Here is a 23734-nt window from a genome sequence, read left to right as displayed (position 1 = left end):
CAGCTATCGGCTCAAAGAAGCCGCTGAAGCTCTTGCCCGGGAAACAAACTCAAACTAACAGTCCCTTGTCCTGCCTCGCGGGTGGAGGAATTTGACTGACCACACCCGGAGGAATTTGAAGTGACCCGCGGGGGCAAAGGCGATGATGAAGTCAATCCGGTTCGGGGCCTGGCAGCTTTAGAGTTATTCTAACCGTCCGAAAAACATCAGTGCTCTCCGCGTGCAGCGTGCATTTGGACGGTCGCTGCGGCCTTACGCCTCACAGGTTCGATGGCGAGCAATTCCGATGCGCCGCACCTGGAGCCGTTCCCGTTCCGATGAAATCGGAACGAGGCTCTAGGTTTTCGTTTTGACGCGTTTTCTTGATGCGTATCGGTATCCACTTCGCTCGAAAACGCTCTAATAGCCGGCGACCGCCAGCACGACGACCGCGCTCAGCATCATCCAGCCGAAATGGCGTCCGCGCGTGGCCCAGGCGTTGGTGCAAGCGGAGAGGCCGAACACACAGGCCAGGGTCGCGACGATCCAGTGACGCGCCGTCTCCGAGCCCATCCACGGCGCCGCGATCAGAGGCACGCCGCCGCCGATCCAGGCGACTGTCGAGGCCTGCCAGACCAGGCGGATCAGGGTGCGCAGCCGTTCCGGCTCGATGGTCGCGCGCGGAAAGACCTTGGTCTCGCCGAGGAGGCCGTGAATGAGGGCCACGACAATGGTCAGGACGCCGGAGCACTGCAGCAAGAGATCACGCATCGAGGCCTCCATACATGTGTGTATGGTGAGATAGGGGGTAGTCCACCGCCTGTCAATACACTAGTGTATGGCCCGACTTTGAGAACCCGACATGACCGAGCAGCTCTCCGCCGACGACTGGATCAGGGAAGGCCTGAAGGCTCTCGCCAAGAGTGGCTTTACGGCGCTGAAGGCCGATCCGCTTGCAAAGGCCATGGGTGTCTCGCGCGGCAGCTTCTATTGGCATTTCGCCGACCTCGGCGCGTTCCATGCGGCCATTCTGAAGCGCTGGCGCGAGATCGCGGCGGAGCAGATCATCGCCGACGTGGAAGCCGCCGATGACGAACCGCTGAAGGCACTGCTGCGCAGGACTTTTGGCGCGCGGCTCGATCTCGAGCGCGCGGTGCGCAATTGGGCCGCGTTCGATGCAGCCGCGCAAGACGCAGTGCGCGCGATCGACCGCCGCAGGATCGACTATATCGAGACGCTGCTGGAGAAGCGCGGGCTCACGCCGGCAGCGGCGCAGGCCCGCGCGCAGGTCCTGTACTGGACCTTTCTCGGCTTTGCCCTGTCCGGCACGCCGGTGCCGGCGGCGCGGCTTCAGGGCCTGCTCGATGAGATCCTGCGGATGGTTTCCGCGTGAGGCGATACGATGGGCGGCCGCGATTTTCTGTGCTAGAGGCAAGCGATCTTCGGAGACCCCAATGAACGCGCCCACCGAACGCCCCGAAACCAGCGTCGATCCCAAATTGCTGGAGATCCTGGTCTGCCCGCTGACCAAGGGTCCGCTGGAGTTCGATTCCGCGAAGCAGGAGCTGATCTCGCGCAGCGCCAAGCTCGCCTACCCGATCCGCGACGGCATCCCGATCATGCTGCCGGAAGAGGCGCGCAAGATCGATTGAGGTTCTAGCCTTCGTGGCGCGATGACCGCGCCACGCGCTGAGTGTCGTCCCCGCGAAAGCGGGGACCCATAACCACAGGGAGTGGTTGTGGAACGAGCTGGAAACTCCGAGTCTTCGCCAAACATCTCCCTGTGGTTATGGGTCCCGGGCTCGCGCTACGCGCGCCCCGGGACGACAGGGGTGATTGCGACTACAACGCCTCGCCCTTCAGCAACCGCGGGATCTCACCGGTCAAACCGGCGGCCTGGCGGATGAAGAGGTTCTTCAGCGGCGGGGCGCGGTCGACGAGGCCGAGGCCGATGTCGCGCACCGTGCGCAGCAGCGTCGACTGGTTGGAGAACAGGAAGTTCAGCGAGTTGGTGGCAACGCCCATCGCCATGGTGTCGAAGCGGCGCCAGCGCTGGTAGCGTTCGAGCACGTCGGCGCCGCCGAGATCCATGCCGAGCCGCGCGGCATCGACCACGACTTCGGCAAGTGCTGCGACGTCCTTCAGCCCCATGTTGAGGCCCTGGCCCGCGATCGGGTGGATGACATGCGCGGAATCGCCGACCAGCGCGAGACGCTCGGCGATGAAGGAGCGCGCCACGAAATAGGACAGCGGGAACGCGCGCGGCTTGTCGAGCGCCTTGACCTCGCCGAGATGCAGGCCGAACCGGCGCTCGAGCTCGCCATGGAACTCCTCGTCGCTCAACGCGATGATGCGCGCGGCCTCGCTGCGGCGCTCGGTCCACACCAGCGAGGATCGTTTTCCGGAGAGCGGCAGAATCGCGAAGGGACCGGCGGGCAGGAAGTGCTCCTCGGCGCGGCCGTCGTGATCGCGCTCATGGCCGACGGTGACGACGATGCCGGATTGATCGTACTCCCAGCCGTGGGTGACGATGCCGGCGCGCTCGCGCAGTTTCGACCGCGCGCCATCGGCGGCGACCAGCAGGCTTGCCGCAATCACGCTGCCGTCGCCAAGCGTCACGTCGACGCCTTCCGGGCGCGCGTCGTAAGACGCGACCGTCGTGGCGCGGAGATCGATGCCCTCGGCCTCGGCCCGCACCACCAGCGCGTCGATCAAACGGCGGTTCTCGACCATATGCGCAAAGGGCTCGCCCGGTGCGACATCGCCGGCAAAGTTCAGAAAAACCGGACGGGTGGCGTCTTCCAGCTTTGAATCGGTGACGACCATGTCGAGGATCGGCTGCGCCTCGCCCCTGACCGCGTCCCAGGCACCGATGGCCTCGAACAGGCGGCGGCAGGCGGCCACGATCGCGGTCGCGCGCGGGTCGCGGCTCGGACGGGTCGCGAGCGCGGGGTCGGCGACGATGACGGGAATCTCGGGCCCGAGCCCCTGGCGCAACGCCAGGGCCAGCGCGAGGCCGGCAAACGCGCCACCACCAATGACAATGCTACTCTGTACCGGCATACCAAATTCCTGGCTCACACTTCGGCTTTTCCAGGCCTTGCTAGCAGACTTGAGGTGGGCGAAACAGTGCGGTGAAGCAAGGGCGGAACTGCCTCATTCCGTCATTCCGGAACGCGCACAGGCGCGAAACCGGAATCCAGAGGTTATCGGCTCGTCATTCCGGGGTCATCGCTGTCACGATGCCCGGGAATGACGAGATGCTTCGAAAGCACCACCATGTCCAAAAGCCTGATCGACCTGATCTCGATCCTCGACCTCGAACAGCTCGAGGTGAATCTGTTCCGCGGCAACAGCCCGAAGACGAGCTGGCAGCGGGTGTTCGGCGGTCAAGTGATCGGGCAGGCGATGGTTGCGGCCTGCCGCACGGTCGAGGGCCGGCTGCCGCATTCGCTGCATTGCTATTTCATCCTGCCGGGCGATCCGCAGATCCCGATCATCTACCAGGTCGAGCGCCTGCGCGACGGCAAGAGCTATTCGACCCGCCGCGTCACTGCGATCCAGCACGGCAACGCGATCTTCTCGATCATGGTGTCGTTCCACATCGACGAGGAGAGCGCGTTCGATCATCAGGACAAGATGCCCGACGTGCCGCCGCCGGAAAAGCTCACGGCGGAGGAGGTGGCGAAGCAGCCGATGTTCAAGGAGATGCCGGAGTTCATCCGCCGCTACTACGAGTCCGATCGTCCGATCGAGCTGCGCCCGGTCGAGCTCAGCCGTTATTTCGGCCAGAAGATCGAGGATGGCCGCATTCACGTCTGGATCAGGACCGCGGCGAAGTTGCCCGACGATCCGGCGCTGCACATGTGCGCGCTGGCCTATGCCTCGGACTTTTCGCTGCTCGACGCGATCATGGCGCGCTACGGCCGCACGCTGTTCGACAAGCGCATGATGCCCGCGAGCCTCGACCACGCGATGTGGTTTCACCGCCCGTTCCGCGCCGACGAATGGCTGCTCTACGCGCAGGATTCGCCGAACGCGCGGGGCGGCCGCGGCTTGACCCGCGGCTCGATCTTCAAGCCCGACGGCACGCTGGTCGCCTCCGTCGCGCAGGAAGGCTCCGTGCGCGAGCGCAAGTCCTAGAGCCCAGGCGCGAGTTCGTCGCGCCTGGGATTTGCGATCAAGCTCCGAGCGACCCGCGCGGAGCGAGTTCGGTCTGTGACGCGAACCAGTTCATGATCCAGCGATACACCCACGGGATCGGGATGATGAGGCTGGACAGGATCGCGGCGACGATGCCGCGCCAGAGAATGCCGAGACCGCTGCCCTTGAAGACGATCTCACGGCGCGTGCCTTCGATGCTGCGGCAGAACCAGCGCATCTGCGCCGCGGCGACCCAGGCCCAGCCGATGATCGTGATGATCGAGATCGCGAACAACAGATTCCAGCCGATATAGGCCCAAGCTGAGCCGGAGAAGCTGAGCCCGAGCGGCTGCCCGTTGGAGGCGAGGTTCGCGACCATCCATTTGATCAGCAGCCAGTAGAGCACGATCTGCGCGATGAACAGCAGATTGCTGAGCAGCGCACTGCCGATGACGCCGATCGCGATCGCCAGGACGATGAAGCCGAAGAACCAGGGCACCAGCGTCATCGCGTTGCCGGTGAAGCTGAGATTGGGCCGCCCGGGCACCTTCACGCAGGACACGATCCATTTCGTGTACCAGACGAACACCCACGGCACCGGAATGATGAGGCACATGCCGATCAGCATCACGATGCTGCGCCAAGTGAACTCGAGGATGCCGAAATCAACCGCCAGCGCTCCTCCGCTGCCACCGCCGCCACCAGCGTAGCCGGCGCCAGCGTAACCACCGGAGCCCATCATCGGCGGACCGCCGGCCGGCATCATCGGGGGCGCACCGCCACCGCCGATCAGGCCGGGGATTTCGGCGGCCTTCTGCCAGCCGGCCATACCCTCGGACCACACCAGCGTATCCGGGCGCACAACTCCCTGCGCGACCAGGTCGCGGAATTGCCCTTCCGGATAGGGTCCCTGTTGCTTGCCCTCGGATGCGTAGAACCAACTCGCCATGAAGCGTCCCCCTCAAACATACTTTTGTACCGGCCGGGACGCTTCGGTTCACCGCATCCATGCCAAAAACGCATTGTGAAGGATGAACGGATGCCCTGTACAGAGGCGGCGGTTCACATGGCCAAACGTTTTTCCGCTTCAGTCTGCAAGTTTTTTATGCCATTTGCCCGGAAAGATGCCAGATTGACGCTGCGCCGGGGACATACGGCGTGGCGCATCCCCGGGGAATAGGCCTGACCATGAAACTCGTCGTCGCGATCATCAAACCCTTCAAGCTCGATGAAGTCCGCCAGGCGCTGACCGCGATCGGCGTCCACGGCATGACCGTGACCGAGGTGAAAGGCTACGGCCGCCAGAAGGGTCATACCGAGATCTATCGCGGCGCGGAATATGTCGTGAACTTCCTGCCGAAGCTGCGGATCGAGATCGCGGTCGCCTCCGACGTCGCCGACAAGGCGGTCGCCGTGATCACCGCGACGGCGCGCACCGGGCAGATCGGCGACGGCAAGATCTTCGTCACGCCGATCGACCACGCGCTGCGCATCCGCACCGGCGAAACCGACAGCGACGCGCTCTAAGGCTTTTTGTTTTGACGCGTTTTCTTCACGCGAACCGGTATCCACTTCGCTCGAAAACGCTTTGATCCTTCTTCGATCGCACCGGGCAACGACGCCACAGCGTGCGACGCCAATTGATGCCGGGGGGAATGACATGGCGGGATTGTTGCGCCGCGCAGCTGCTATGGCTGCGCCGCTCGGATTTGTGACGTTCGTTGCGGCGCCCGCATACGCCGCGGGCTCCGAGATCAACACCGCCGACACCGCCTGGATGATCGTCGCCACCGCGCTGGTGCTGATGATGACGATCCCCGGCTTGGCGCTGTTCTATTCCGGCATGGTGCGCAAGAAGAACGTGCTCGCCACCATGGCGCAGAGCCTCGCCGCGGTGACGATGATCTCGATCCTCTGGGTGGCGTTCGGCTATTCGCTGTGCTTCGTCGGCGACGGGCCTTGGATCGGCACGCTCGACCGCTGGTTCCTCGCGGGCATGACGATGGACAGCGTCAACCCGGCGGCGAAGACGATCCCGGAAGCGCTGTTCATGCTGTACCAGATGACCTTTGCCATCATCACGGTGGCGCTGGTCGCGGGCTCGGTCGCCGACCGGATGCGATTCTCGGCCTATCTGGTGTTCTCGGTCGCCTGGTTCATCTTCGTCTACATTCCGCTGGCGCATTGGGTGTGGGGCGGCGGCTTCCTCGCCAGCATGGGCGTGCTGGATTTCGCCGGCGGCCTCGTCGTGCATCTGTCGGCCGGCACCGCCGGCCTCGTCGCCGCCAAGGTGATGGGCCGCCGCCACGGCTACGGCACGGAAAATCTGTCGCCGTTCGATCTGTCGCTCGCGGTGATGGGCACCGGCCTGTTGTGGGTCGGCTGGTTCGGCTTCAACGGCGGCTCGGCAGGCGCGGCCAATTCACGCGCGGTGCTGGCGATCATCGCGACGCATCTTGCGGCCTGCTCCGGCGCGCTGACCTGGGGCGCGATCGAATGGTCGACCCGGCGCAAGCCGTCGGTGCTCGGCATGATCTCCGGCGCGGTCGCCGGGCTCGGCACGATCACGCCGGCTTCGGGCTTCGTTGCGCCCTGGCATGGCATCGTCATCGGCATCGTCGCAGGCGCCGTCTGCTACTGGGCCTGCACCTGGCTCAAGCACCGCTTCAACTATGACGATTCCCTCGACGTGTTCGGCGTCCACGGCATCGGCGGCCTGACCGGCACGCTACTGGCCGGCGTGTTCGCGACCAGCGCGATCGGCGGCACTGCCGGCCTGATCGAGGGGCATCCGCAGCAATTGCTGATCCAGCTCTACGGGGTCGCCGTCACCTTCGTCTGGGCGGCCGGCGTGAGTTTCGCCCTGCTCAAGCTGGTCTCCCTGTTCGTGCCCCTGCGCGTATCCCGTGAGCACGAGCTCGAGGGGCTGGATATTTCGCAGCACGGAGAAGCGCTGCAGTAATCGGGGCTTGCGCGACACATAAGTACATGCTTATGTGTTGGCATGATCGAAGCCGACATCTTCAAGGCACTGGCCGACCCGACGCGCCGCAAGGTCTTTGAGAAGCTCGCTGGCGGAAGCCTGAATGCCAGCGCTTTGCGCGACGGATTGGAGATCAGCCAGCCGGCGATGTCGCAGCATCTTTCGGTGCTGCGCGCGGCAGGCCTCGTGCGCGAACAGCGGCAGGGCCGCTTCGTGAACTACGAAGTCGACCCGGACGGAATCGTGGCCATCGGCACATGGCTTGCGCGCTACCGTGCCTACTGGCCGAAGCGCATGGAAGCACTCGCCGATCTCCTCAAGGACATGGATCAATAAGGACTGGGATCAATGAGCGACGCCGCGAAGCCTGATCGTCCCGACGAAGCCCTGGTACTTGAATATGATTTCGATGCGCCGCCAGCAAAGGTCTGGCGCGCCGTGACCATTCCGGCCTTGCGCGAGCGCTGGTTGCCGGATTGCGACCTTGCAGGCGCCGAGCCTGAATCAACGATCGCAGGCGAAGAGGTGCGCTACCGACTTCGCGATTCCGAGCCGCCGTTTCGCGAGAGCCACGTCATCTTCCGGATCGAGCCGAACGAGGACGGCGGCACGCGCTTCCGCATCATTCAGCAAGCCTGCGAAGAGCGAACAAAGCTGCCGCAGCCGGCCAACAGCAATTGCTGCCTGATGCGCGCGGCGGCTTAAACACCAACAAGACTTCATCACCTGCAAACATGGAGGTCGCCAATGCGCGACATGCTTCAGCTCGTCCCTATGGTCGTCGAACAATCCGCCCGCGGCGAGCGATCCTTCGACATCTATTCGCGGCTCCTGCGCGAACGCATCATCTTCCTCAACGGCGAGGTCAATGATGCGATGTCCGGACTGGTCTGCGCGCAATTGTTGTTCCTGGAGGCGGAGAATCCGAACAGGCCGATCAATCTCTACATCAACTCCTACGGCGGCGTGGTCACCTCTGGTCTCGCCATGTACGACACCATGCAGTTCATCAAGGCGCCGGTTCATACGCTGTGCATGGGCACCGCGCGCTCGATGGGTTCGTTCCTGCTAATGGCCGGCGAGCCGGGTCACCGCGCCGCGCTGCCCAATGCGAGCCTTCACGTGCATCAGCCGCTCGGCGGCTTCCAGGGCCAGGCGTCCGACATCCTGATCCATGCCAACGAAATGCAGGAGACCAAGCGGCGCATCAGCCGGCTCTACGCGCAGCATTGCGGGCGCACCGAGGCGGAGGTGGAACGGACCCTGGACCGCGACCACTTCATGACCGCGCAGCAGGGGGTCGAGTGGGGATTGATCGACCGGGTCTTTGCGGAGCGCGAGGCCGCCTGACGATTCAGGCCGGTTGCGCATCCCGTGAGCACGCCGAGGGTCGGTTCGATATTTCGCACGGCGACGGGGCCCTTTGCGAGCCTCTTCTGTAATAGAATACCATCTTGCTGCCCGACACGTGAGCAGCAATTGTGTCGACAGCCTGTCGTGCCCGCTTTTTGATCAGGCGTGACCACGTTTTGAGCGCGACGTAATGGCGCACTGCAGCGCAACACGCGTCAAACGCGAAAACACCCGTTTTCATAGTCCGTTAGGCAACGCGCCCGATCTGGCACGGCATTTGATTCTAAGGGTGCTGGCTGTGCCCGCGTAGTGAACTTCTCCCTCGTGGCGAACCAGTCGAGAAACGCCCGGCCACGTCCGGACCGGGCCAAGCGGGGATAGGACCCATGAAAATTGTTATGGCGATTATCAAGCCATTCAAGCTGGAAGAAGTCCGTGACGCCCTGACCGCCATCGGCGTTCACGGTCTCACGGTGACGGAAGTCAAGGGATATGGCCGCCAGAAAGGCCATACGGAAATCTATCGCGGTGCCGAATACGCCGTGAGCTTCCTGCCCAAGATCAAGATCGAGGTCGCTGTCGCCTCCGACCAGGTCGACAAGACCATCGACGCCATCACGTCCGCCGCGAAAACCGGGCAGATCGGCGACGGCAAGATCTTCGTCATCAACCTCGACCATGCGGTTCGCATCCGCACCGGCGAGGCCGATGCCGCGGCCCTTTGATTTCGCGCTCAACCATTACCAATCAGGAGTGAATAAAATGACGTTTAAGCGTCCCTATGGCGCGGGATTGGCGGCTCTCGCAGTCGGCATGTTCGCTGCGACCGCGGCCTATGCCGAGCCAACGGTCAACAAGGGAGACAACGCCTGGATGCTGACATCGACAGTGCTCGTGCTGTTGATGACGATCCCCGGCCTCGCGCTGTTCTACGGCGGTCTCGTCCGTTCCAAGAACATGCTCTCGGTGCTGATGCAGGTGTTCTACACCGTCTGCGTCGTCACTGTGATCTGGGCCGTGTACGGCTACAGCCTCGCCTTCACCGGCGGCTCCGACTTCATCGGCGGCTTCTCCAAGGCCTTCATGATGGGCGTCAGCACCGACTCGAAGGCCGCGACCTTCTCGGTCGACGCCAACATCTCGGAGCTCATCTATATGTGCTTCCAGATGACCTTCGCGGCGATCACGCCCGCTCTCATCGTCGGCGCCTTCGCCGAGCGCATGAAGTTCGCGGCCATCGCGCTCTTCATCCCGCTCTGGGTCACGCTGATCTACTTCCCGATCGCGCACATGGTCTGGTACTGGCCCGGCCCGGACATGATCCAGGACGCAGCCAAGGCTCTGGCTGCTGCCACTGACGCGGCGGCGAAGACCGCGGCGCAGGCCAAGCTCGACGAGATCAACGCCGACGCCGGCTGGATCTTCAAGAAGGGCGCGATCGACTTCGCTGGCGGCACCGTGGTGCACATCAACGCCGGCATTGCAGGTCTCGTCGGCGCTCTGCTGATCGGCAAGCGCGTCGGCTACGGCAAGGAGCTGATGGCTCCGCACTCGCTGACCATGTCGATGATCGGCGCCTCGCTGCTCTGGGTCGGCTGGTTCGGCTTCAACGCCGGCTCCAACCTCGAAGCCAACGGCGGCGCTGCCCTCGCCATGACCAACTCCTTCGTCGCCACCGCAGCCGCCGCGCTGTCGTGGATGTTCGCGGAGTGGATCGTGAAGGGTCACCCGTCGGTGCTCGGCGTCATCTCCGGCGCTGTCGCGGGCCTCGTGGCCGTCACGCCTGCCGCCGGCTTCGCCGGCGTGATGGGTGCGATCGTCCTCGGCCTCGTGGTCGGCGTGGTCTGCCTGTTCTTCTGCACCGTCGTGAAGAACGCGCTCGGCTACGATGACAGCCTCGATGTGTTCGGCGTGCACTGCGTCGGCGGCATCGTCGGCGCCCTCGGCACCGGCATCCTCGTCAATCCGGCGCTGGGTGGTGCGGGCATCATCGACTACACCGCGATCCCGCCGAAGGTTGCCGATTACGACTTCGCGGCGCAGATGATCTCCCAGCTCTGGGGCGTCTGCACCACGCTGGTGTGGTCGGGCATCGGTTCGGCGATCCTCTACAAGGTCGTCGATGTGATCGTTGGCCTCCGCGCCAATGTCGAGACCGAGCGTGAAGGCCTCGACATCACCGAGCACACCGAGCGCGCCTACAACATGTAACTCTCCTCCCGGGCGCGGCCTCCGCAGGGGCCGTGCCCACAACTACGGTTTGGGGCACATACCCGGCAATGTCCCGACCGTTGAGGGGCTCCAGCGCAAGCTGGAGCCCCTTTCTTTTTGCCTTCCTTGTCCCGCGCGACGAAGAAAAGGATTGCCATTTCAGATTGCCGGCGCAGAAATATCGACCACAACGAAAAACAAATCGGGAGGTCGTCATGCGTTTGGAAGGCGGATGCTATTGCGGCGAAGTGCGCTACGTGGCCGAAGGCGATCCGATGATGCAGGCCCAGTGTCATTGCCGCGAGTGCCAGTACATCTCGGGCGGCGCGCCCAATACCTTCATCGCGATGCCGGCGGCCGGCTTCAGCTACATCACCGGGCAGCCCAAGCAGTTCACGCGCAAGGACCTCGAACGCGCCGTCACGCGCGAATTCTGCGCCGAATGCGGCACCCATCTGGTGACCAAGGTTCCGGGACTGCCCGCGGCGATCCTGAAGGTCGGCACCCTGGACGAGCCAAAGCAGTTCCATCCGCAGATGGCGATCTACACCTGCGACATGCAGGAGTTCCACGCGATCCCGGTGGGCATGAAGACATTCGAGAAGCTGCCGGGGCACTAGGCGCGCCCATATCCGGAAACCCGTCATGCCCGGGCTTGCCCCGCCTGCGCGGCCGAAGCCCGCTTCGGCGAGGCGAAGGCCCGGGCATGAACGTTCTTGGGGCGTGGCAGGAAGGCCGTGGACGGCCGGGACAAGCCCGGCCATGACGAGACCCGGGCCCGCCCGCATCCATTGTACGCGGCCTCATTATTCCCGCTCCGGGCGGGCCGGACCTCAAATCCAGGTCACGGAAATGACTCTTGATGGCGCGGAAAGCCGATGGTTAATCGCGTCTTAACCTCGCCCTATCTATGGTGAAGTGAACCGCTTCCCGCCGGCGCCTTGGTGCGACCGGCTGTTCCAAGAGTGCTGGCGTCCAGAATGGCTATAACCGCTTCATCCCGTGCGCCGCAGGACAGTGGAAGCTCCGATAGCGAACGCTCGCCCTTCGTCCGGCTGAACGAGCTGCTGGCCCCCCATCAGCCGGGTAAGCCCTTGATTACGCTTGCAGTCGGCGAGCCCCAGCATCCCGTGCCTGACTTCGTCGGCCCGGTGCTGGCCAAGCACATCGCCGATTTCGGCCGTTACCCCGCGAACAAGGGCACCGACCCGTTCCGGAACGCCGCGGGCGCCTGGCTGTCGTCGCGCTTCAAGCTGCCGCGGCCGCTCGACCCCGAGAACGAGATTCTCGTCCTCAATGGCAGCCGGGAAGGGCTGTTCCTTGCCGCGATCGCGGCCGCGCGCTATGTCGGCCCGCGCCCCGGCGAGCCCGCAATCCTGATGCCGAACCCGTTCTATCCGGTCTATGGCGCCGGCGCCCGCGCCGCGGCCTGCGAGCCGGTCTACCTACCGACCACCGTCGAAAACGGCTTTCTGCCCGATCTCGATGCCATCGACGAAGCGACGCTGGCGCGGACGGTGGCGTTCTATCTGGCCTCGCCGGCCAATCCGCAGGGCTCGGTCGCCAAGCCCGACTATTTCAGGCGGTTGAAGCAGCTCGCCGACCGCTACGGCTTCGTCATCCTCAGCGACGAGTGCTATTCCGAGATCTACACCCGCGAGGCCCCGGGCAGTGCGCTCGAATGCGCCGGCCCTGATTTCACCCGCGTTGTTGCGTTCCAGTCGCTGTCGAAGCGCTCCAACCTGCCGGGCCTGCGCGTCGGTTTCGCCGCCGGCGACAAGCGATTCATCGGCATGTTCCTCGAACTGCGCAACATCGCGGCGCCGCAGGTGCCGGTGCCGCTCCAGCATGTCGCGACCGTTGCCTACGGCGACGAGGCGCATGTCGAGGAGAACCGCAGGCTCTACCGGATCAAGTTCGATCTTGCCGACCAGATCATCGGCGATCGTTACGGCTATCGCCGGCCTGACGCGGGCTTCTGCGTCTGGCTCAACACGTCCGCGCTCGGCGACGACGTGTCGATCACGCTCAAACTCTTCAAGGAAGCAGGCGTACGCGTGGTGCCCGGCAGCTATCTGGCGCGGCTCCAGCCCGACGGCTTCAATCCGGGCGCAGGTTTCATTCGCCTTGCGCTGGTGCAGGATGGCGAGACCACGGCGCAGGCGCTGCACCGCCTGGTCGAGACTCTGGGTTAGGCGGGGCCCATGAGCATGTCGGCAATCGAACGTGTCATTCCACTGGTCGGCCATCTGCCACCGTCGATCCGCGAGGGGCTGGCGCGGCGTATGCGCGAGCTCACCGGTTTCGGCCTGATTGCATTGTCCGGTGTCGCCTCGGCCGCGCTGATGACCTGGTCGGTGCAGGATCCAAGCCTCAGCCACGCGACCTCACGGCCGATCCGCAACATTCTCGGCTATGCCGGCGCGATCGGCGCCGACCTTGCGATGCAGATCCTCGGGCTCGGCGCGATCATGCTGGTCCTGACGGTCGCGGTCTGGGGCTGGCGCATGATGACCCATCGCCCGTTCGACCGCGAGGCGCTGCGGCTCGGTTCCTGGATTCTCTGCACGGTGATCGCTGCGGGCTTCGTCAGCTGCTGGCCCCATGGCGGCGCCTGGCCGCTGCCGACCGGCCTCGGCGGCGTGGTCGGCGATGCGCTGGTGCGCGCGCCCGCGGTGATTTTCGGACCGGCGGGCACGATCTATCGCATGGTGCTGGGCACGATCCTGTTCGCCGCGATGGGCGTGACCTTCCTGATCGCCTGTGGCCTCGGCGCGCGCGAGCATGACGACGAGCTCGCGGAGATCGAGGACGACGACAAGCCGCTCGAAGAGGACGAGGAGAGCGATCGCGGCTCGGTGTCGCTGGGCTGGCTGTTCCACGCATTGATGAGCACGAAGGCACGGCTGATCTGGCTGCTCGGCACCGCTTACCGCTCGCTGGTCTCGAGCGGACCGAAGACCAAGGCCGTTGCGTTCAGCCGCCAGGAGCCGAATCTCGGCGGCGGCCGCGCAGCGCCGTCGATCTCGCCGCAATCCGAAGACGAGATTGACGAGGACGAGCACGAAGAAGAGGAAGACGAGGAGGAGGAGGAAGAGGAGGAGGAGCCGGCCGCGCGCGCCCCGCGCAAGAAGGCTGCACCGAAGGCCGCTTCCAAGAAATCCTCCGACAAGTTCGAGCTTCCGTCCGTGTCCGTGCTGGCCGCGCCCAAGGCGGGCGATCGCCAGCCGCTCAGCAAGGCCGAGCTGGAAGCCAATTCACGCGCGCTCGAAGGCGTGCTGCAGGATTTCGGCGTGCGCGGCGAGATCGTGAAGGCCAATCCGGGTCCCGTGGTCACGCTGTACGAGCTGGAGCCGGCGCCCGGCATCAAGTCGTCGCGCGTGATCGGGCTCTCCGACGATATCGCCCGCTCGATGAGCGCGCTGTCGGCGCGCGTGGCGGTCGTGCCGGGCCGCAACGCCATCGGTATCGAACTGCCGAACGCGCATCGCGAAAAGGTCTATTTGCGCGAACTGCTGATCGCAAAGGAAGCGACCGACACGGTTGCGAAGCTGCCGCTCTGCCTCGGCAAGACCATCGGCGGCGACCCCGTCATCATCGACCTCGCGCGCACGCCGCACATGCTGATCGCCGGCACCACCGGCTCCGGCAAGTCGGTCGCCATCAACACCATGATCCTCAGCCTGGTCTACCGGCTGCGCCCGGACCAGTGCCGCCTGATCATGGTCGATCCGAAGATGCTCGAACTCTCCGTCTATGACGGCATTCCCCATCTGCTCACGCCCGTCGTGACCGACCCGAAGAAGGCGGTGGTCGCGCTGAAGTGGGCCGTGCGCGAGATGGAAGAGCGCTACAAGAACATGGCCAAGCTCGGTGTGCGCAACATCGATGGCTACAATACGCGCCTGCTCGAATTGAAAGCCAAGGGCGAGGAACCGACGCGCACCGTGCACACCGGCTTCGACAAGGAAACCGGCAAGGCGATCTACGAGGAAGAGAAGCTCTCGCTCGACCCGCTGCCCTACATCGTCATCATCGTCGACGAAATGGCCGACCTGATGATGGTCGCAGGGAAGGACATCGAAGGCGCGGTGCAGCGTCTCGCGCAGATGGCGCGCGCCGCCGGCCTGCATGTGATCCTCGCGACGCAACGCCCGTCGGTCGACGTCATCACCGGCACCATCAAGGCGAACTTCCCGACCCGCATCGCCTTCCAGGTGACGTCCAAGATCGACAGCCGCACCATCCTGGGTGAGATGGGCGCCGAGCAGCTGCTCGGGCAGGGCGACATGCTCTACATGGCGGGCGGCGGCCGCATCAGCCGCGTGCACGGACCTTTCGCATCGGACGAGGAAGTCGAGAAGGTGGTGCGTCACCTCAAGACGCAGGGCCAGCCCGAATACCTCGAGGCCGTCACGGCCGAAGAGCCGACCGAGGACGAGGACGGTGGCGCCGTGTTCGACGCCAGCGGCATGGGCGCGGATGGCGGCGGCGATCTCTTCCAACAGGCCGTGGCCATCGTCAAACGCGACCGCAAGGCCTCAACCAGCTACATCCAGCGCCGGCTGCAAATCGGCTATAACCGTGCCGCGTCCTTGATGGAGCGCATGGAACTGGAAGGCATCGTCGGACCCGCCAACCACGCCGGAAAGCGCGAGATTCTGGTCGAGGAAGAAGACAGCCATATGTGAGGCGGGCCGCCTCCTGAACATAATTTCACGCAAAATCGATATCTGCAGTAGCGAAATCACGCTAAAAGGGCGCCCAGCCACACAGGACGACGCGTTGATCAGACATCCGGACATTCGATTCGCTGCCACCATCGCCGCGCGAAGTGCGCGCATGGCCGGCGTGCTTCTCGTCACCGCCGCGATGGTGACTGCGGCGTCGTTCGCGCAGACCGTGCCTGTGCCGAAGCCGGCGCCGAAGGGCCGCGATGGCGGAGGCCCCGCTGTCACCGGCGCGACCCAGACGCCGCCGAACCCGGTCATCCCGGATCCGCGACGCAACGTGCCGACCAGCATCTTCCAGACCTTCGACGCCAACCAGAAGGCGCAGGCGGCCAAGGTCAGCGCCTATCTGTCCTCGCTCTCGACGCTGGTCGGCAATTTCGTCCAGGTCGGCCCCGACGGCAGCAAGACGCAGGGCGACTTCTACATCCAGAAGCCCGGCAAGGTGCGCTTCGAGTATGACGCACCGAGCCCGATCGACATCGTCGCCGACGGATCGTCGCTGGTGGTGCGCGACCGCAAGCTCGCGACCCAGGACGTCTATCCGCTGTCACAGACGCCGCTGCGCTTCCTGCTGTCCGATCGCATCGACCTGATGAAGGACACCAATGTCGTCAACGTCTCGGCCGACGACGTCTTCGTCAGCGTCACCATCGAGGAGAAGCAGGCGCTGGTCGGCACCAGCCGCCTGCTGCTGATGTTCGGCGCCAAGGACGGCCAGTTGAAGCAGTGGACCGTCACCGACCCGCAGGGCTACGACACCACGATCGCGGTCTACAATCTCGATGCGGGCAAGAAGCTCGATCCTGCCATGTTCAAGATCGATTTCACCAATTACGGCCCATCGCCGGGTTGAAAGCTCTACTGCCGTAGGGTGGGCAAAGGCGCACTAGCGCCGTGCCCACCATCTTTCCTTGCGGCAGGCATTGGTGGGCACGCTTCGCTTTGCCCACCCTACGGGAGCTTGCTAAGACGCATGCCTCATGCGTCTTTCCCTGACAACCTGGAACATCAACTCGGTGCGGCTTCGCATCGACCTGGTCGCGAAGTTTCTCAAGAGCGCGCGGCCGGACGTGCTGTGTCTCCAGGAGACCAAGTGCATCGACGATGCCTTTCCGCTGAAGCGTTTCAAGCGGCTCGGCTATGAGCATGTCGCGCTGAACGGGCAGAAGGGCTATCACGGCGTCGCTATCGTCTCGAAGATCCCGTTCGAATCGAAAGACATCCGCACCTTCTGCGACAAGGTGGATTCGCGCCACATCTCGGTCTCGTTCGGCGAGAAGGCCAGCATCGCAAAGCCGCTGGTGCTGCATAATTTCTACGTGCCCGCCGGCGGCGACATTCCAGATCCCGCGCTGAACGAGAAATTCGACCACAAGCTGCGCTTCCTCGACGAGATGAAGGCCTGCGAGCCGCTGCATCCGCGCGGGGAGGATCGCCACATCCTGGTCGGCGATCTCAACGTCGCGCCGCACGAGAACGACGTGTGGTCGCACAAGCAGCTTCTGAAGGTGGTTTCGCATACACCTGTAGAGACCGAGAAGCTGCAAGCCGCGCTGGCAGCCGGTGAGTGGGTCGACGTCGCGCGCGAGCGTTTTCCGATGTCGGAGAAGGTCTATACGTGGTGGAGCTATCGCTCCGCCGACTGGACCGTCGGTGATCGCGGCCGCAGGCTCGACCACATCTGGGTCTCGCGCGCATTGAAGGACGCGGTCAGCGATTTCAAGATCCTGCGCGACGCGCGGAGCTGGGAGCGCCCGTCGGACCACGTGCCGGTGACGGTGACGCTGGAGGTGTAACGGCGCCGTCCGGGCTACGACGACGTCAGCTTCGCGCCCGCCGTCAAGATATCGCCCGCGATCTGGCTGGAGCGCACCGCGAATTCGTCACGCAGGCGAACGGCCGCAGCCGGGTCACTCTCGAGCACGCGCTGAAACAGGCTGCGAGCAACGCGGATGACGGAGGCGTGCTCCAGCGCGACCGCGCTCGACGGCCGCTTCATCGGCACCACCAGCGCGAGCTCGCCGATCAGCGCGCCGGGACCTGCGATCATCTCCGCGCCGGCGCCGTCGTCGACCCGAAAGGCGCCACGTTGAACCACGTATCCGGCATCGGCTTCGTCGCCGAGATTGAACAGGACGTCGCCGCGGACGAAATTACGCTGCTCAGAGCCGATCGCCAGCATGCGCAACGACGCGTCTCCCAACAAGCGCAGTGTCGGGACACGCTCGAGAAGCGCTACGTCGTCGTCGATTGACATTCAGGTCCGGGGCTCAAAGGGCATGCGATCTAAAACGATTCGCACGCCCCCTAAAGCGTATCACGGCACCAGCTTGTAGCCACCGGCTTCCGTGACCAGGATCTCCGGATTGGCGGCGTCCTTCTCGATCTTCTGGCGGAGGCGGTAGATGTGGGTTTCCAGCGTGTGGGTGGTGACGCCGGAATTATAGCCCCAGACCTCCTGGAGCAGGGTCTCGCGCGAGACCGGCATCTGGCCGGCCCGGTAGAGGAAGCGGAGGATGGCGGTTTCCTTCTCGGTGAGCCGGACCTTGCGGGCATTGGCCGCGGTCAGCATCTTCGAGCCCGGGCGGAAGGAGTAGGGGCCGACCGAGAACACCGCGTCCTCGCTCGCCTCGTGCTGGCGGAGCTGGGCGCGGATGCGGGCCAGCAGCACGGCGAAACGGAAGGGTTTTGCGACGTAGTCGTTGGCGCCAGATTCCAGCCCCAAAATCGTGTCGGAATCGGTGTCATGCCCGGTGAGCATGATGATCGGAGCCTTGAAGCCGCCCTTGCGCAAGGAACGAACCACCTCGCGGCCATCGGTGTCGGGCAGGCCGACATCCATCAGGACGAGATCGGGGGCATTGGCCTTCGCGGCGCTCGCGCCCTTGGCGCCGGTATCGACGGCGGAGGCCTCAAATTCTTCGTGCAGCGATAATTGCTCCACCAACGTATCGCGCAGATCGGTATCGTCATCCACGATGAGGATCTTGCGGGCATTGGCCATAGGGGGTCATCCTTTTGGAGTCCGGCTCGGCGCGCATGCATGCTGCACCCAGCCGCGAGGGAAAGTTAGGGGGGTCGCCGTTATTATTGTTGTTCGTGTTGAAGTAGTGGGCTGTTACCGATTCACAAGCCAGAACCACTCTAACTCAAAATCTCAGGCCGTTTTGATGAATGTCCTGTAATGAATTCGACATCGCACGTTCACATGAAAAACAAAGCGAATTCAGCCAGTTACCCGAGGAATCGAAGCTCCGGACCGCTTCGAGCGATCCGCGTTAAACCTGCTGCCGGGAATCCGCGCCGGGGCTGGCTGACGGCCGGCGCGCTGACGATCCCGGTGGCGCTGGGGCGGGGCGGAATCCTGGCAAACAAGCGCGAGGGCGATGGCGGCACCCCGCGGGGCAGCTTCCGTCCCAGGCAATTGTGGTGGCGGGGCGACCGCCACAGCCGTCCGCGGACCTTTCTTCCGGCCCGGACCATCGGCGACACGGACGCCTGGTGCGAGGACGCCGGAGATCGCCATTACAATCAGGCGATCCGGCTCGGGCCGGAGCAGGGCGGTGACCGTCTCAAGCGGACCGACCATCTCTATGACTTCATCATCGAAATCGACCACAACACCAGACCGCGTATCGCCGGCCGGGGCAGTGCGGTGTTTTTGCATCTGGCGCGCGACAATTTCGGGCCGACAGCGGGCTGCGTCTCGATGACCAAAGCGGCGATGCTGCAATTGCTGCGGCGCTTGGGACCAAGAACAAGAATCATTATTGGGTGAGGGCACATGCTCGACAAGGATCAGATCGCCGCCGCATCGCAGGTCCTGGTCAAACATTGGCGCGACGGCACCAAGTTTGACGCGCTGGAGCCGCGGTTGCGGCCGCAGAGCCGCGCCGATGGCTATGCCATCCAGGCCGTCCTCGAAAACCAATCGCTTGGACAACTGTTCGGTTGGAAGATCGCGGCGACAAGCGAGGCCGGACAGAAGCACATCAACGTCGCGGGACCGCTGGCCGGCCGCATCATGAGCGACACCGTGATCGCCGACGGCGGCACGGCGTCAATGAAAGGCAACGAGATGCGCGTCGGCGAGCCGGAGTTCGCCTTCCGCATGGGCCGCGATCTGCCGCCGCGCGCGACGCCGTACAATGTCGACGACGTGCTCGCCGCCGTCGGCACCCTGCATCCCGCGATCGAGATTCCCGACTCGCGCTTTGGCGATTTCGCCAGCGCCAGCGAGGCGCAGCTGATCGCCGACAATGCCTGCGCGCATCTGTTCGTGCTGGGCGCCGCGACGACTGCGAACTGGCGCGCCATGGATCTCGTCGAGGAGCGGCCGCAGATCACGCTGCGCGGCCAGCGCTATCTCGGCCACGGCAAGAACGTGCTCGGCGATCCCCGCGTTGCCCTGGCCTGGCTTGCCAACGAGCTGCGCGGGCTCGGCATTGCCTTGCGGGCAGGGGAGGTGGTGACGACAGGCACATGCCATCCGCCGCTGCCGATCCAGGCCGGCGACCATTTCGCGGTGGATTTTGGTGTGCTGGGGCAGGTGTCGGTGGGGTTTGTGTAACCGTCATTGCGAGTGCGCGAGAGTTTCGTAGCCCGGATGGAGCGTAGCGCAATCCGGGAACACTATCACCTGGAAGCGATACCGGTCTCCCGGATTTCGCTACGCTCCATCCGGGCTACGCATCAGCGCTAACGGCTCCTACCGATGCCCGAAGATCGCGCTCCCGACGCGCACATGGGTGGCGCCGAGCATGATCGCGGTGGCGAAGTCCGCGCTCATGCCCATCGAGAGGTTCTTCAATCCATTGCGCGCAGCGATCTTGGCGGTCAGCGCGAAATGCGCCGCCGGCGGCTCGTCGACCGGCGGGATGCACATCAGGCCGGAGATCGTCAGCCCATAGCTGTCGCGGCAGCTCGCGATGAAGGCATCGGCCTCGCCGGGAGCGATGCCGGCCTTCTGCGGCTCCTCGCCGATGTTGATCTGGACGAACAGTTCCGGGTGCCTGTTCTGGGATTCGATTTCCTTGGCTAACGCCTGGCAAATGCTCGGGCGGTCGACCGAATGGATGGCATCGAACAGCGCCACCGCCTCCTTCGCCTTGTTGGACTGCAGCGGCCCGATCAGATGCAACGCGATGCCGGAATAGGCAGACGTTAACGCAGGCCACTTGCCTTTGGCCTCCTGCACGCGATTCTCGCCGAATACGCGTTGTCCGGCGTCGATGACCGGGATAATTGCATCCGCGGCGAAGGTCTTGGACACCGCGATCAGCGTCACGGAGGCACGATCGCGCCGCGCTTCCTTGCAGGCGCGGACAATTTCGGCTTCGACCGCGGCGAGCGCGTTTGGTGAATGGCCGGTTACCGGCGCGGCGTTGGTTTCGGTCATGACGTCGGTTCGGACTGGATTGTTGCGGAGCTAGTTCTAATTTTACCGAGTTCAAGAAAGAGTTTTTGAACCCTTCGCTTTACCTTGGCCGATGGGGTGGGCAGCGAAGATGGCAAACGTCAGTTTCAACCGCAAACGAGTGAAACTCAAGCAGGTTCTCGGAATCCGGGCACGGCTTGCGTTGCTCGCGGTGATTCTGGTGACGCCTTTGATGTTCGAGCGCATCCGTTCGCTCGAGGACACGCGCGCGCGTCAGATCGCGCAGGCCGCGACCGAATTCACCACCATTGCAAGACACAGCGCCGATGCGCAGCGCGAAGTGATCTCGTCGGTCGAAACCATCCTGAAATCCGAGGCCTTCATCCGCGCCTCCGCCGGCGGCATCAGCAAGAGCTGCGACGTGCTGCGCGCGAGCCTGCCGTCGAACCTTCCCTGGATCCGCACGCTGTTGATCGCCGGCCAGGACGGACGCATCCAGTGCGCCACCAACAACATGTATGTCGGCCTCGACCTCAGCGACCGGCCCTACTTCCAGCAGGCGCAGGAAACCGGCCGCTTCGTGCTGAGCGACTTCATCCTGTCGCGGCCCGTGCCGTCGCCGACCGTCATGGCGGTTTATCCGGTGTCGGCCTTCAGCGGTGTGGCGGATGCCGTCGTGCTCGCCACCGTGAACCTCGACTGGATGTCGAAGGTCATGAGCAATCTCGGCGGCCGTGCCGGCATCACTGCCGTGCTGGTCGACAGCGCCGGCACAGTGCTCGCCGCGCCGGCTGACCAGCACAGCGCGATCGGCCGTCCGCTCGACAACATGCCGCTGATGTCGGCGATCGCCGACAGGGCGCTGCGTTCGGACCAGGACGAGGGCTCACTCTCTTTCCTCGCCGCTGACGGCTCCCGCCGCGCGGTGAGCTATATCCGCATCGCCGGCACCAATGCCCGCCTGATTGCCAGCATCGACGAGGACAAGGTGTCCGCGGCGGTCAGCCGCGACATTCGCACCGCCTATCTCCAGCTCGCGTTCGTCGTCCTGTTCGTCCTGCTCGGCGCGCTGATCGCCGCCGAGAAGCTCGTGATCAAGCCGATCGAGATGCTGGCCGACATGGCCAAGCGCCTCGGCGAGGGCGATCTCTCGGCCCGCGCCGCGCGCAACCGTCTGCCGGCCGAGTTCGTGCCGCTGGCCCGCGCCTTCAACGCGATGGCCGCGCAGCTCAGCCAGCGCGAGCGCGAGCTGATCGCGAGCAACGACCGCCTGACCGTGATGGCCTCGATCGATATGCTGTCGGGGCTGGCCAATCGCCGCGGCTTCCAGAGCCGGCTCGACTTCGAATGGATGCGCGCGCAGCAATATGGCAGCGAGCTTGCGCTGCTGATGATCGACGTCGATCACTTCAAGCTGTTCAACGACACCTATGGCCATCTCGAAGGCGATTCCTGCCTGACCCGGCTCGGCGAATCGCTGTCCGGCATCGCCGCCGATACGATGGGCTTTGCGGCCCGCTACGGCGGCGAGGAATTCTGCCTGCTGCTGCCGAACACCGACGTGAACCGCGCCGTCGAGATCGGCGAGCAGGTGCGCGCAGCAGTGTTGAAGCTGTGCCTGCCGCACATCACCTCGGCCCACATGATCGTCACCGTCTCGATCGGCGTTGCCGCAACGAAGCCGAACGAGACGCTGCGCCCCGGCGATCTCATCGAAGCCGCCGACGCCGCGCTCTACGCCGCAAAACACCGCGGCCGCAACAATGTCATGGAGCACGGCATCCAGGTGATCGAGAACAGCGCGGCCGCCATGATGCTGGCGGCGAGCGCCTAGCCCGCAGCCGCGGCGCGATCGAGCTCGACCTCCGTCACCACGCGATTGCGACCGCCGCCCTTGGCGAGATAGAGCGCACGGTCGCAGCGCTCGATGAGATCGGTGATCGCCTCGCCCACACGATACTGCGCTACGCCGATCGACACGCTGATGTCGGGCAGGGTCTCGCCGGTCGAGCGGCGCGTGATCGTGCATTCGGCGATCGCGCGCCTGATGCGCTCGGCGATCTCGGCGCAAGTGGCGAGATCGGCATCCGGCAGCACGGCAATCAGCTCCTCGCCGCCATAGCGGGCCGACAGATCCTGCTCGCGAACTTTTTCGCGCAGCACTTTCGCAATCAGGCGCAGCACCTGGTCGCCGACACCATGGCCGAAATTGTCGTTGAAGGTCTTGAAGTGGTCGATGTCGAGCATCAGCACGCCGAGCGGCTCGCCCCAATCCGCGGTCGTCTGTGCCTTGCGCAGGAATTCATCGAGCGCGCGCCGGTTTGCCAGCCCCGTCAGCGTATCGGTCCGGGCGCGCTCCTCGGACTTGGAGAGCGAGTCGCGGATCACGTCGAGCTCGCGGGTCTTTTCCGCAAAGCCGGCCTCGAGCCGGGTCGCCCTCGTGGCGGCCCGCGCCAGCTCATTCAAGAGCTGGGCGACCAGCGCCTTCGGATCGACGCCGGCCCTGCCCTGATCAGCGACCTCGCTGATCGCCTGCATCTGGGAACGATTGTCGGCCATGGCCGTCGCCAGAAACTCTTTCGCCGCCCCCATGAGGGCATGTAGCCGATCGGACGTCTCGGAGGCGACGGCGCCCGCCCGGGGCGCGACATAGGTCTCGAACAGATCCTGGTTGGTTCTGGCGTCGAAGGGACGGTTGTGGTCGATCAGGAGATCGATGGCATTGCGCAGGTCGTCATGGCTGCCTGCAAAATAGTGGAACCAGACGGCAAAATTGGTCGGCGTCGGCGGAATCCGCTGCTCGGCCATGCTCCGCACCGCCCGTCCGGCGACGGACGCGGCATAGTCGTAATCGAGATCGTCGAAGCCTGATTCCATCGCTTGGCGGGGTGCTGTCGGGCGACCAACCTCGCACCGACCCCTTAATCCGATCCCAATGGGCCGTCCGTACTTTAG

General features: G+C 64.5%; 25 protein-coding genes. 18 read left to right on the top strand and 7 right to left on the bottom strand.

The annotated features are described in order from the left end of the window. Positions 1-399: 399 nt before the first annotated feature. Complete coding sequence (locus tag QJT78_RS11475) at positions 400-750, bottom strand: hypothetical protein (protein ID WP_038943485.1); 351 nt, start codon at positions 748-750, stop codon at positions 400-402. A gap of 91 nt (positions 751-841) precedes the next feature. Between QJT78_RS11475 and QJT78_RS11470 the strand changes: the two genes are divergently transcribed. Both QJT78_RS11470 and QJT78_RS11465 read left to right on the top strand, forming a co-directional pair. After that, entirely contained in the window at positions 842-1372 is a 531-nt protein-coding gene (locus tag QJT78_RS11470) for a TetR/AcrR family transcriptional regulator (protein WP_028150197.1), read from the top strand. A 61-nt stretch (positions 1373-1433) separates the two neighbouring features. Then, on the top strand, positions 1434-1631 hold the full coding sequence (locus tag QJT78_RS11465; protein ID WP_011083431.1) for a Trm112 family protein: 198 nt from the start codon (positions 1434-1436) through the stop codon (positions 1629-1631). Positions 1632-1821: 190 nt separating this feature from the next. Here the strand turns inward: QJT78_RS11465 and QJT78_RS11460 are convergent, their stop codons facing one another. After that, positions 1822-3042 (bottom strand): ubiquinone biosynthesis hydroxylase, encoded by a 1221-nt coding sequence (locus QJT78_RS11460; protein WP_038943484.1) that lies wholly within the window; start codon positions 3040-3042, stop codon positions 1822-1824. Between the two features lie 216 nt (positions 3043-3258). On the opposite strand from QJT78_RS11460, the gene tesB reads away from it, so the two are divergent. Next, positions 3259-4122 carry an acyl-CoA thioesterase II gene (gene tesB, locus QJT78_RS11455; RefSeq protein WP_028150195.1) on the top strand — a complete coding sequence of 288 codons (864 nt, stop codon included), beginning with the start codon at positions 3259-3261 and terminating at the stop codon, positions 4120-4122. A gap of 37 nt (positions 4123-4159) precedes the next feature. Here the strand turns inward: tesB and QJT78_RS11450 are convergent, their stop codons facing one another. Next, positions 4160-5071, bottom strand: a complete 912-nt coding sequence (locus QJT78_RS11450) for a DUF4339 domain-containing protein (protein WP_028150194.1) — start codon at positions 5069-5071, stop codon at positions 4160-4162. A 239-nt stretch (positions 5072-5310) separates the two neighbouring features. Here QJT78_RS11450 and QJT78_RS11445 point away from each other — a divergent pair, with 239 nt between their 5' ends. The 12 genes from QJT78_RS11445 to xth all read left to right on the top strand — a co-directional run bounded on the left by QJT78_RS11445 (position 5311) and on the right by xth (position 17198). Beyond that, positions 5311-5649 (top strand): P-II family nitrogen regulator, encoded by a 339-nt coding sequence (locus tag QJT78_RS11445; RefSeq protein ID WP_008142802.1) that lies wholly within the window; start codon positions 5311-5313, stop codon positions 5647-5649. 133 nt (positions 5650-5782) lie between these two features. After that, entirely contained in the window at positions 5783-7084 is a 1302-nt protein-coding gene (locus QJT78_RS11440; RefSeq protein WP_028150193.1) for an ammonium transporter, read from the top strand. Positions 7085-7126: 42 nt separating this feature from the next. After that, entirely contained in the window at positions 7127-7441 is a 315-nt protein-coding gene (locus QJT78_RS11435; protein ID WP_014490770.1) for a metalloregulator ArsR/SmtB family transcription factor, read from the top strand. Between the two features lie 12 nt (positions 7442-7453). Continuing rightward, a complete protein-coding gene (locus QJT78_RS11430; protein ID WP_028150192.1) occupies positions 7454-7810 on the top strand; it encodes an SRPBCC domain-containing protein in 357 nt (118 codons plus the stop codon). Between the two features lie 42 nt (positions 7811-7852). Next, positions 7853-8455 (top strand): ATP-dependent Clp protease proteolytic subunit, encoded by a 603-nt coding sequence (locus QJT78_RS11425; protein ID WP_028150191.1) that lies wholly within the window; start codon positions 7853-7855, stop codon positions 8453-8455. Positions 8456-8844: 389 nt separating this feature from the next. After that, positions 8845-9183, top strand: a complete 339-nt coding sequence (locus QJT78_RS11420; RefSeq protein ID WP_008142813.1) for a P-II family nitrogen regulator — start codon at positions 8845-8847, stop codon at positions 9181-9183. A 37-nt stretch (positions 9184-9220) separates the two neighbouring features. Next, on the top strand, positions 9221-10669 hold the full coding sequence (locus tag QJT78_RS11415) for an ammonium transporter (protein ID WP_028150190.1): 1449 nt from the start codon (positions 9221-9223) through the stop codon (positions 10667-10669). Positions 10670-10884: 215 nt separating this feature from the next. Continuing rightward, the gene (locus QJT78_RS11410; RefSeq protein WP_038943482.1) at positions 10885-11289 is read left to right on the top strand and encodes a GFA family protein; all 405 of its coding nucleotides are present in this window, start codon (positions 10885-10887) and stop codon (positions 11287-11289) included. Between the two features lie 360 nt (positions 11290-11649). Continuing rightward, positions 11650-12864 carry an aminotransferase class I/II-fold pyridoxal phosphate-dependent enzyme gene (locus tag QJT78_RS11405; RefSeq protein WP_028150189.1) on the top strand — a complete coding sequence of 405 codons (1215 nt, stop codon included), beginning with the start codon at positions 11650-11652 and terminating at the stop codon, positions 12862-12864. A gap of 9 nt (positions 12865-12873) precedes the next feature. Continuing rightward, a complete protein-coding gene (locus QJT78_RS11400; protein ID WP_028150188.1) occupies positions 12874-15360 on the top strand; it encodes a DNA translocase FtsK in 2487 nt (828 codons plus the stop codon). Positions 15361-15511: 151 nt separating this feature from the next. Further along, positions 15512-16255: an outer membrane lipoprotein carrier protein LolA gene (locus QJT78_RS11395; protein WP_028150187.1), complete on the top strand. Its 744-nt coding sequence runs from the start codon at positions 15512-15514 to the stop codon at positions 16253-16255. A 127-nt stretch (positions 16256-16382) separates the two neighbouring features. Continuing rightward, positions 16383-17198, top strand: coding sequence for an exodeoxyribonuclease III (gene xth / locus QJT78_RS11390; protein ID WP_014490778.1), 816 nt, complete (start codon positions 16383-16385; stop codon positions 17196-17198). Between the two features lie 14 nt (positions 17199-17212). Here xth and QJT78_RS11385 read toward each other — a convergent pair whose 3' ends face one another. Together QJT78_RS11385 and QJT78_RS11380 are read right to left on the bottom strand one after the other, a co-directional pair. Next, a complete protein-coding gene (locus tag QJT78_RS11385; RefSeq protein WP_038943481.1) occupies positions 17213-17659 on the bottom strand; it encodes a cyclic nucleotide-binding domain-containing protein in 447 nt (148 codons plus the stop codon). A 60-nt stretch (positions 17660-17719) separates the two neighbouring features. Beyond that, positions 17720-18406: a response regulator transcription factor gene (locus QJT78_RS11380; RefSeq protein ID WP_007598630.1), complete on the bottom strand. Its 687-nt coding sequence runs from the start codon at positions 18404-18406 to the stop codon at positions 17720-17722. A gap of 204 nt (positions 18407-18610) precedes the next feature. Between QJT78_RS11380 and QJT78_RS11375 the strand changes: the two genes are divergently transcribed. Then, positions 18611-19180 carry a L,D-transpeptidase family protein gene (locus QJT78_RS11375; RefSeq protein ID WP_028150185.1) on the top strand — a complete coding sequence of 190 codons (570 nt, stop codon included), beginning with the start codon at positions 18611-18613 and terminating at the stop codon, positions 19178-19180. A gap of 6 nt (positions 19181-19186) precedes the next feature. Next, on the top strand, positions 19187-19972 hold the full coding sequence (locus QJT78_RS11370) for a fumarylacetoacetate hydrolase family protein (RefSeq protein ID WP_028150184.1): 786 nt from the start codon (positions 19187-19189) through the stop codon (positions 19970-19972). A gap of 138 nt (positions 19973-20110) precedes the next feature. Here the strand turns inward: QJT78_RS11370 and QJT78_RS11365 are convergent, their stop codons facing one another. Beyond that, positions 20111-20800 carry a YggS family pyridoxal phosphate-dependent enzyme gene (locus QJT78_RS11365; RefSeq protein WP_028150183.1) on the bottom strand — a complete coding sequence of 230 codons (690 nt, stop codon included), beginning with the start codon at positions 20798-20800 and terminating at the stop codon, positions 20111-20113. A 109-nt stretch (positions 20801-20909) separates the two neighbouring features. On the opposite strand from QJT78_RS11365, the gene QJT78_RS11360 reads away from it, so the two are divergent. Continuing rightward, a complete protein-coding gene (locus tag QJT78_RS11360) occupies positions 20910-22613 on the top strand; it encodes a diguanylate cyclase (RefSeq protein WP_028150182.1) in 1704 nt (567 codons plus the stop codon). Here the strand turns inward: QJT78_RS11360 and QJT78_RS11355 are convergent. Next, the gene (locus tag QJT78_RS11355) at positions 22610-23656 is read right to left on the bottom strand and encodes a GGDEF domain-containing protein (RefSeq protein WP_038943480.1); all 1047 of its coding nucleotides are present in this window, start codon (positions 23654-23656) and stop codon (positions 22610-22612) included. The genes QJT78_RS11360 and QJT78_RS11355 overlap by 4 nt on opposite strands. Positions 23657-23734: the final 78 nt, after the last annotated feature.

The organism is Bradyrhizobium sp. Mp27 (assembly GCF_029953005.1).
Lineage (GTDB): Bacteria > Pseudomonadota > Alphaproteobacteria > Rhizobiales > Xanthobacteraceae > Bradyrhizobium > Bradyrhizobium barranii.
This window is presented reverse-complemented; position numbering and strand designations above follow the sequence as displayed.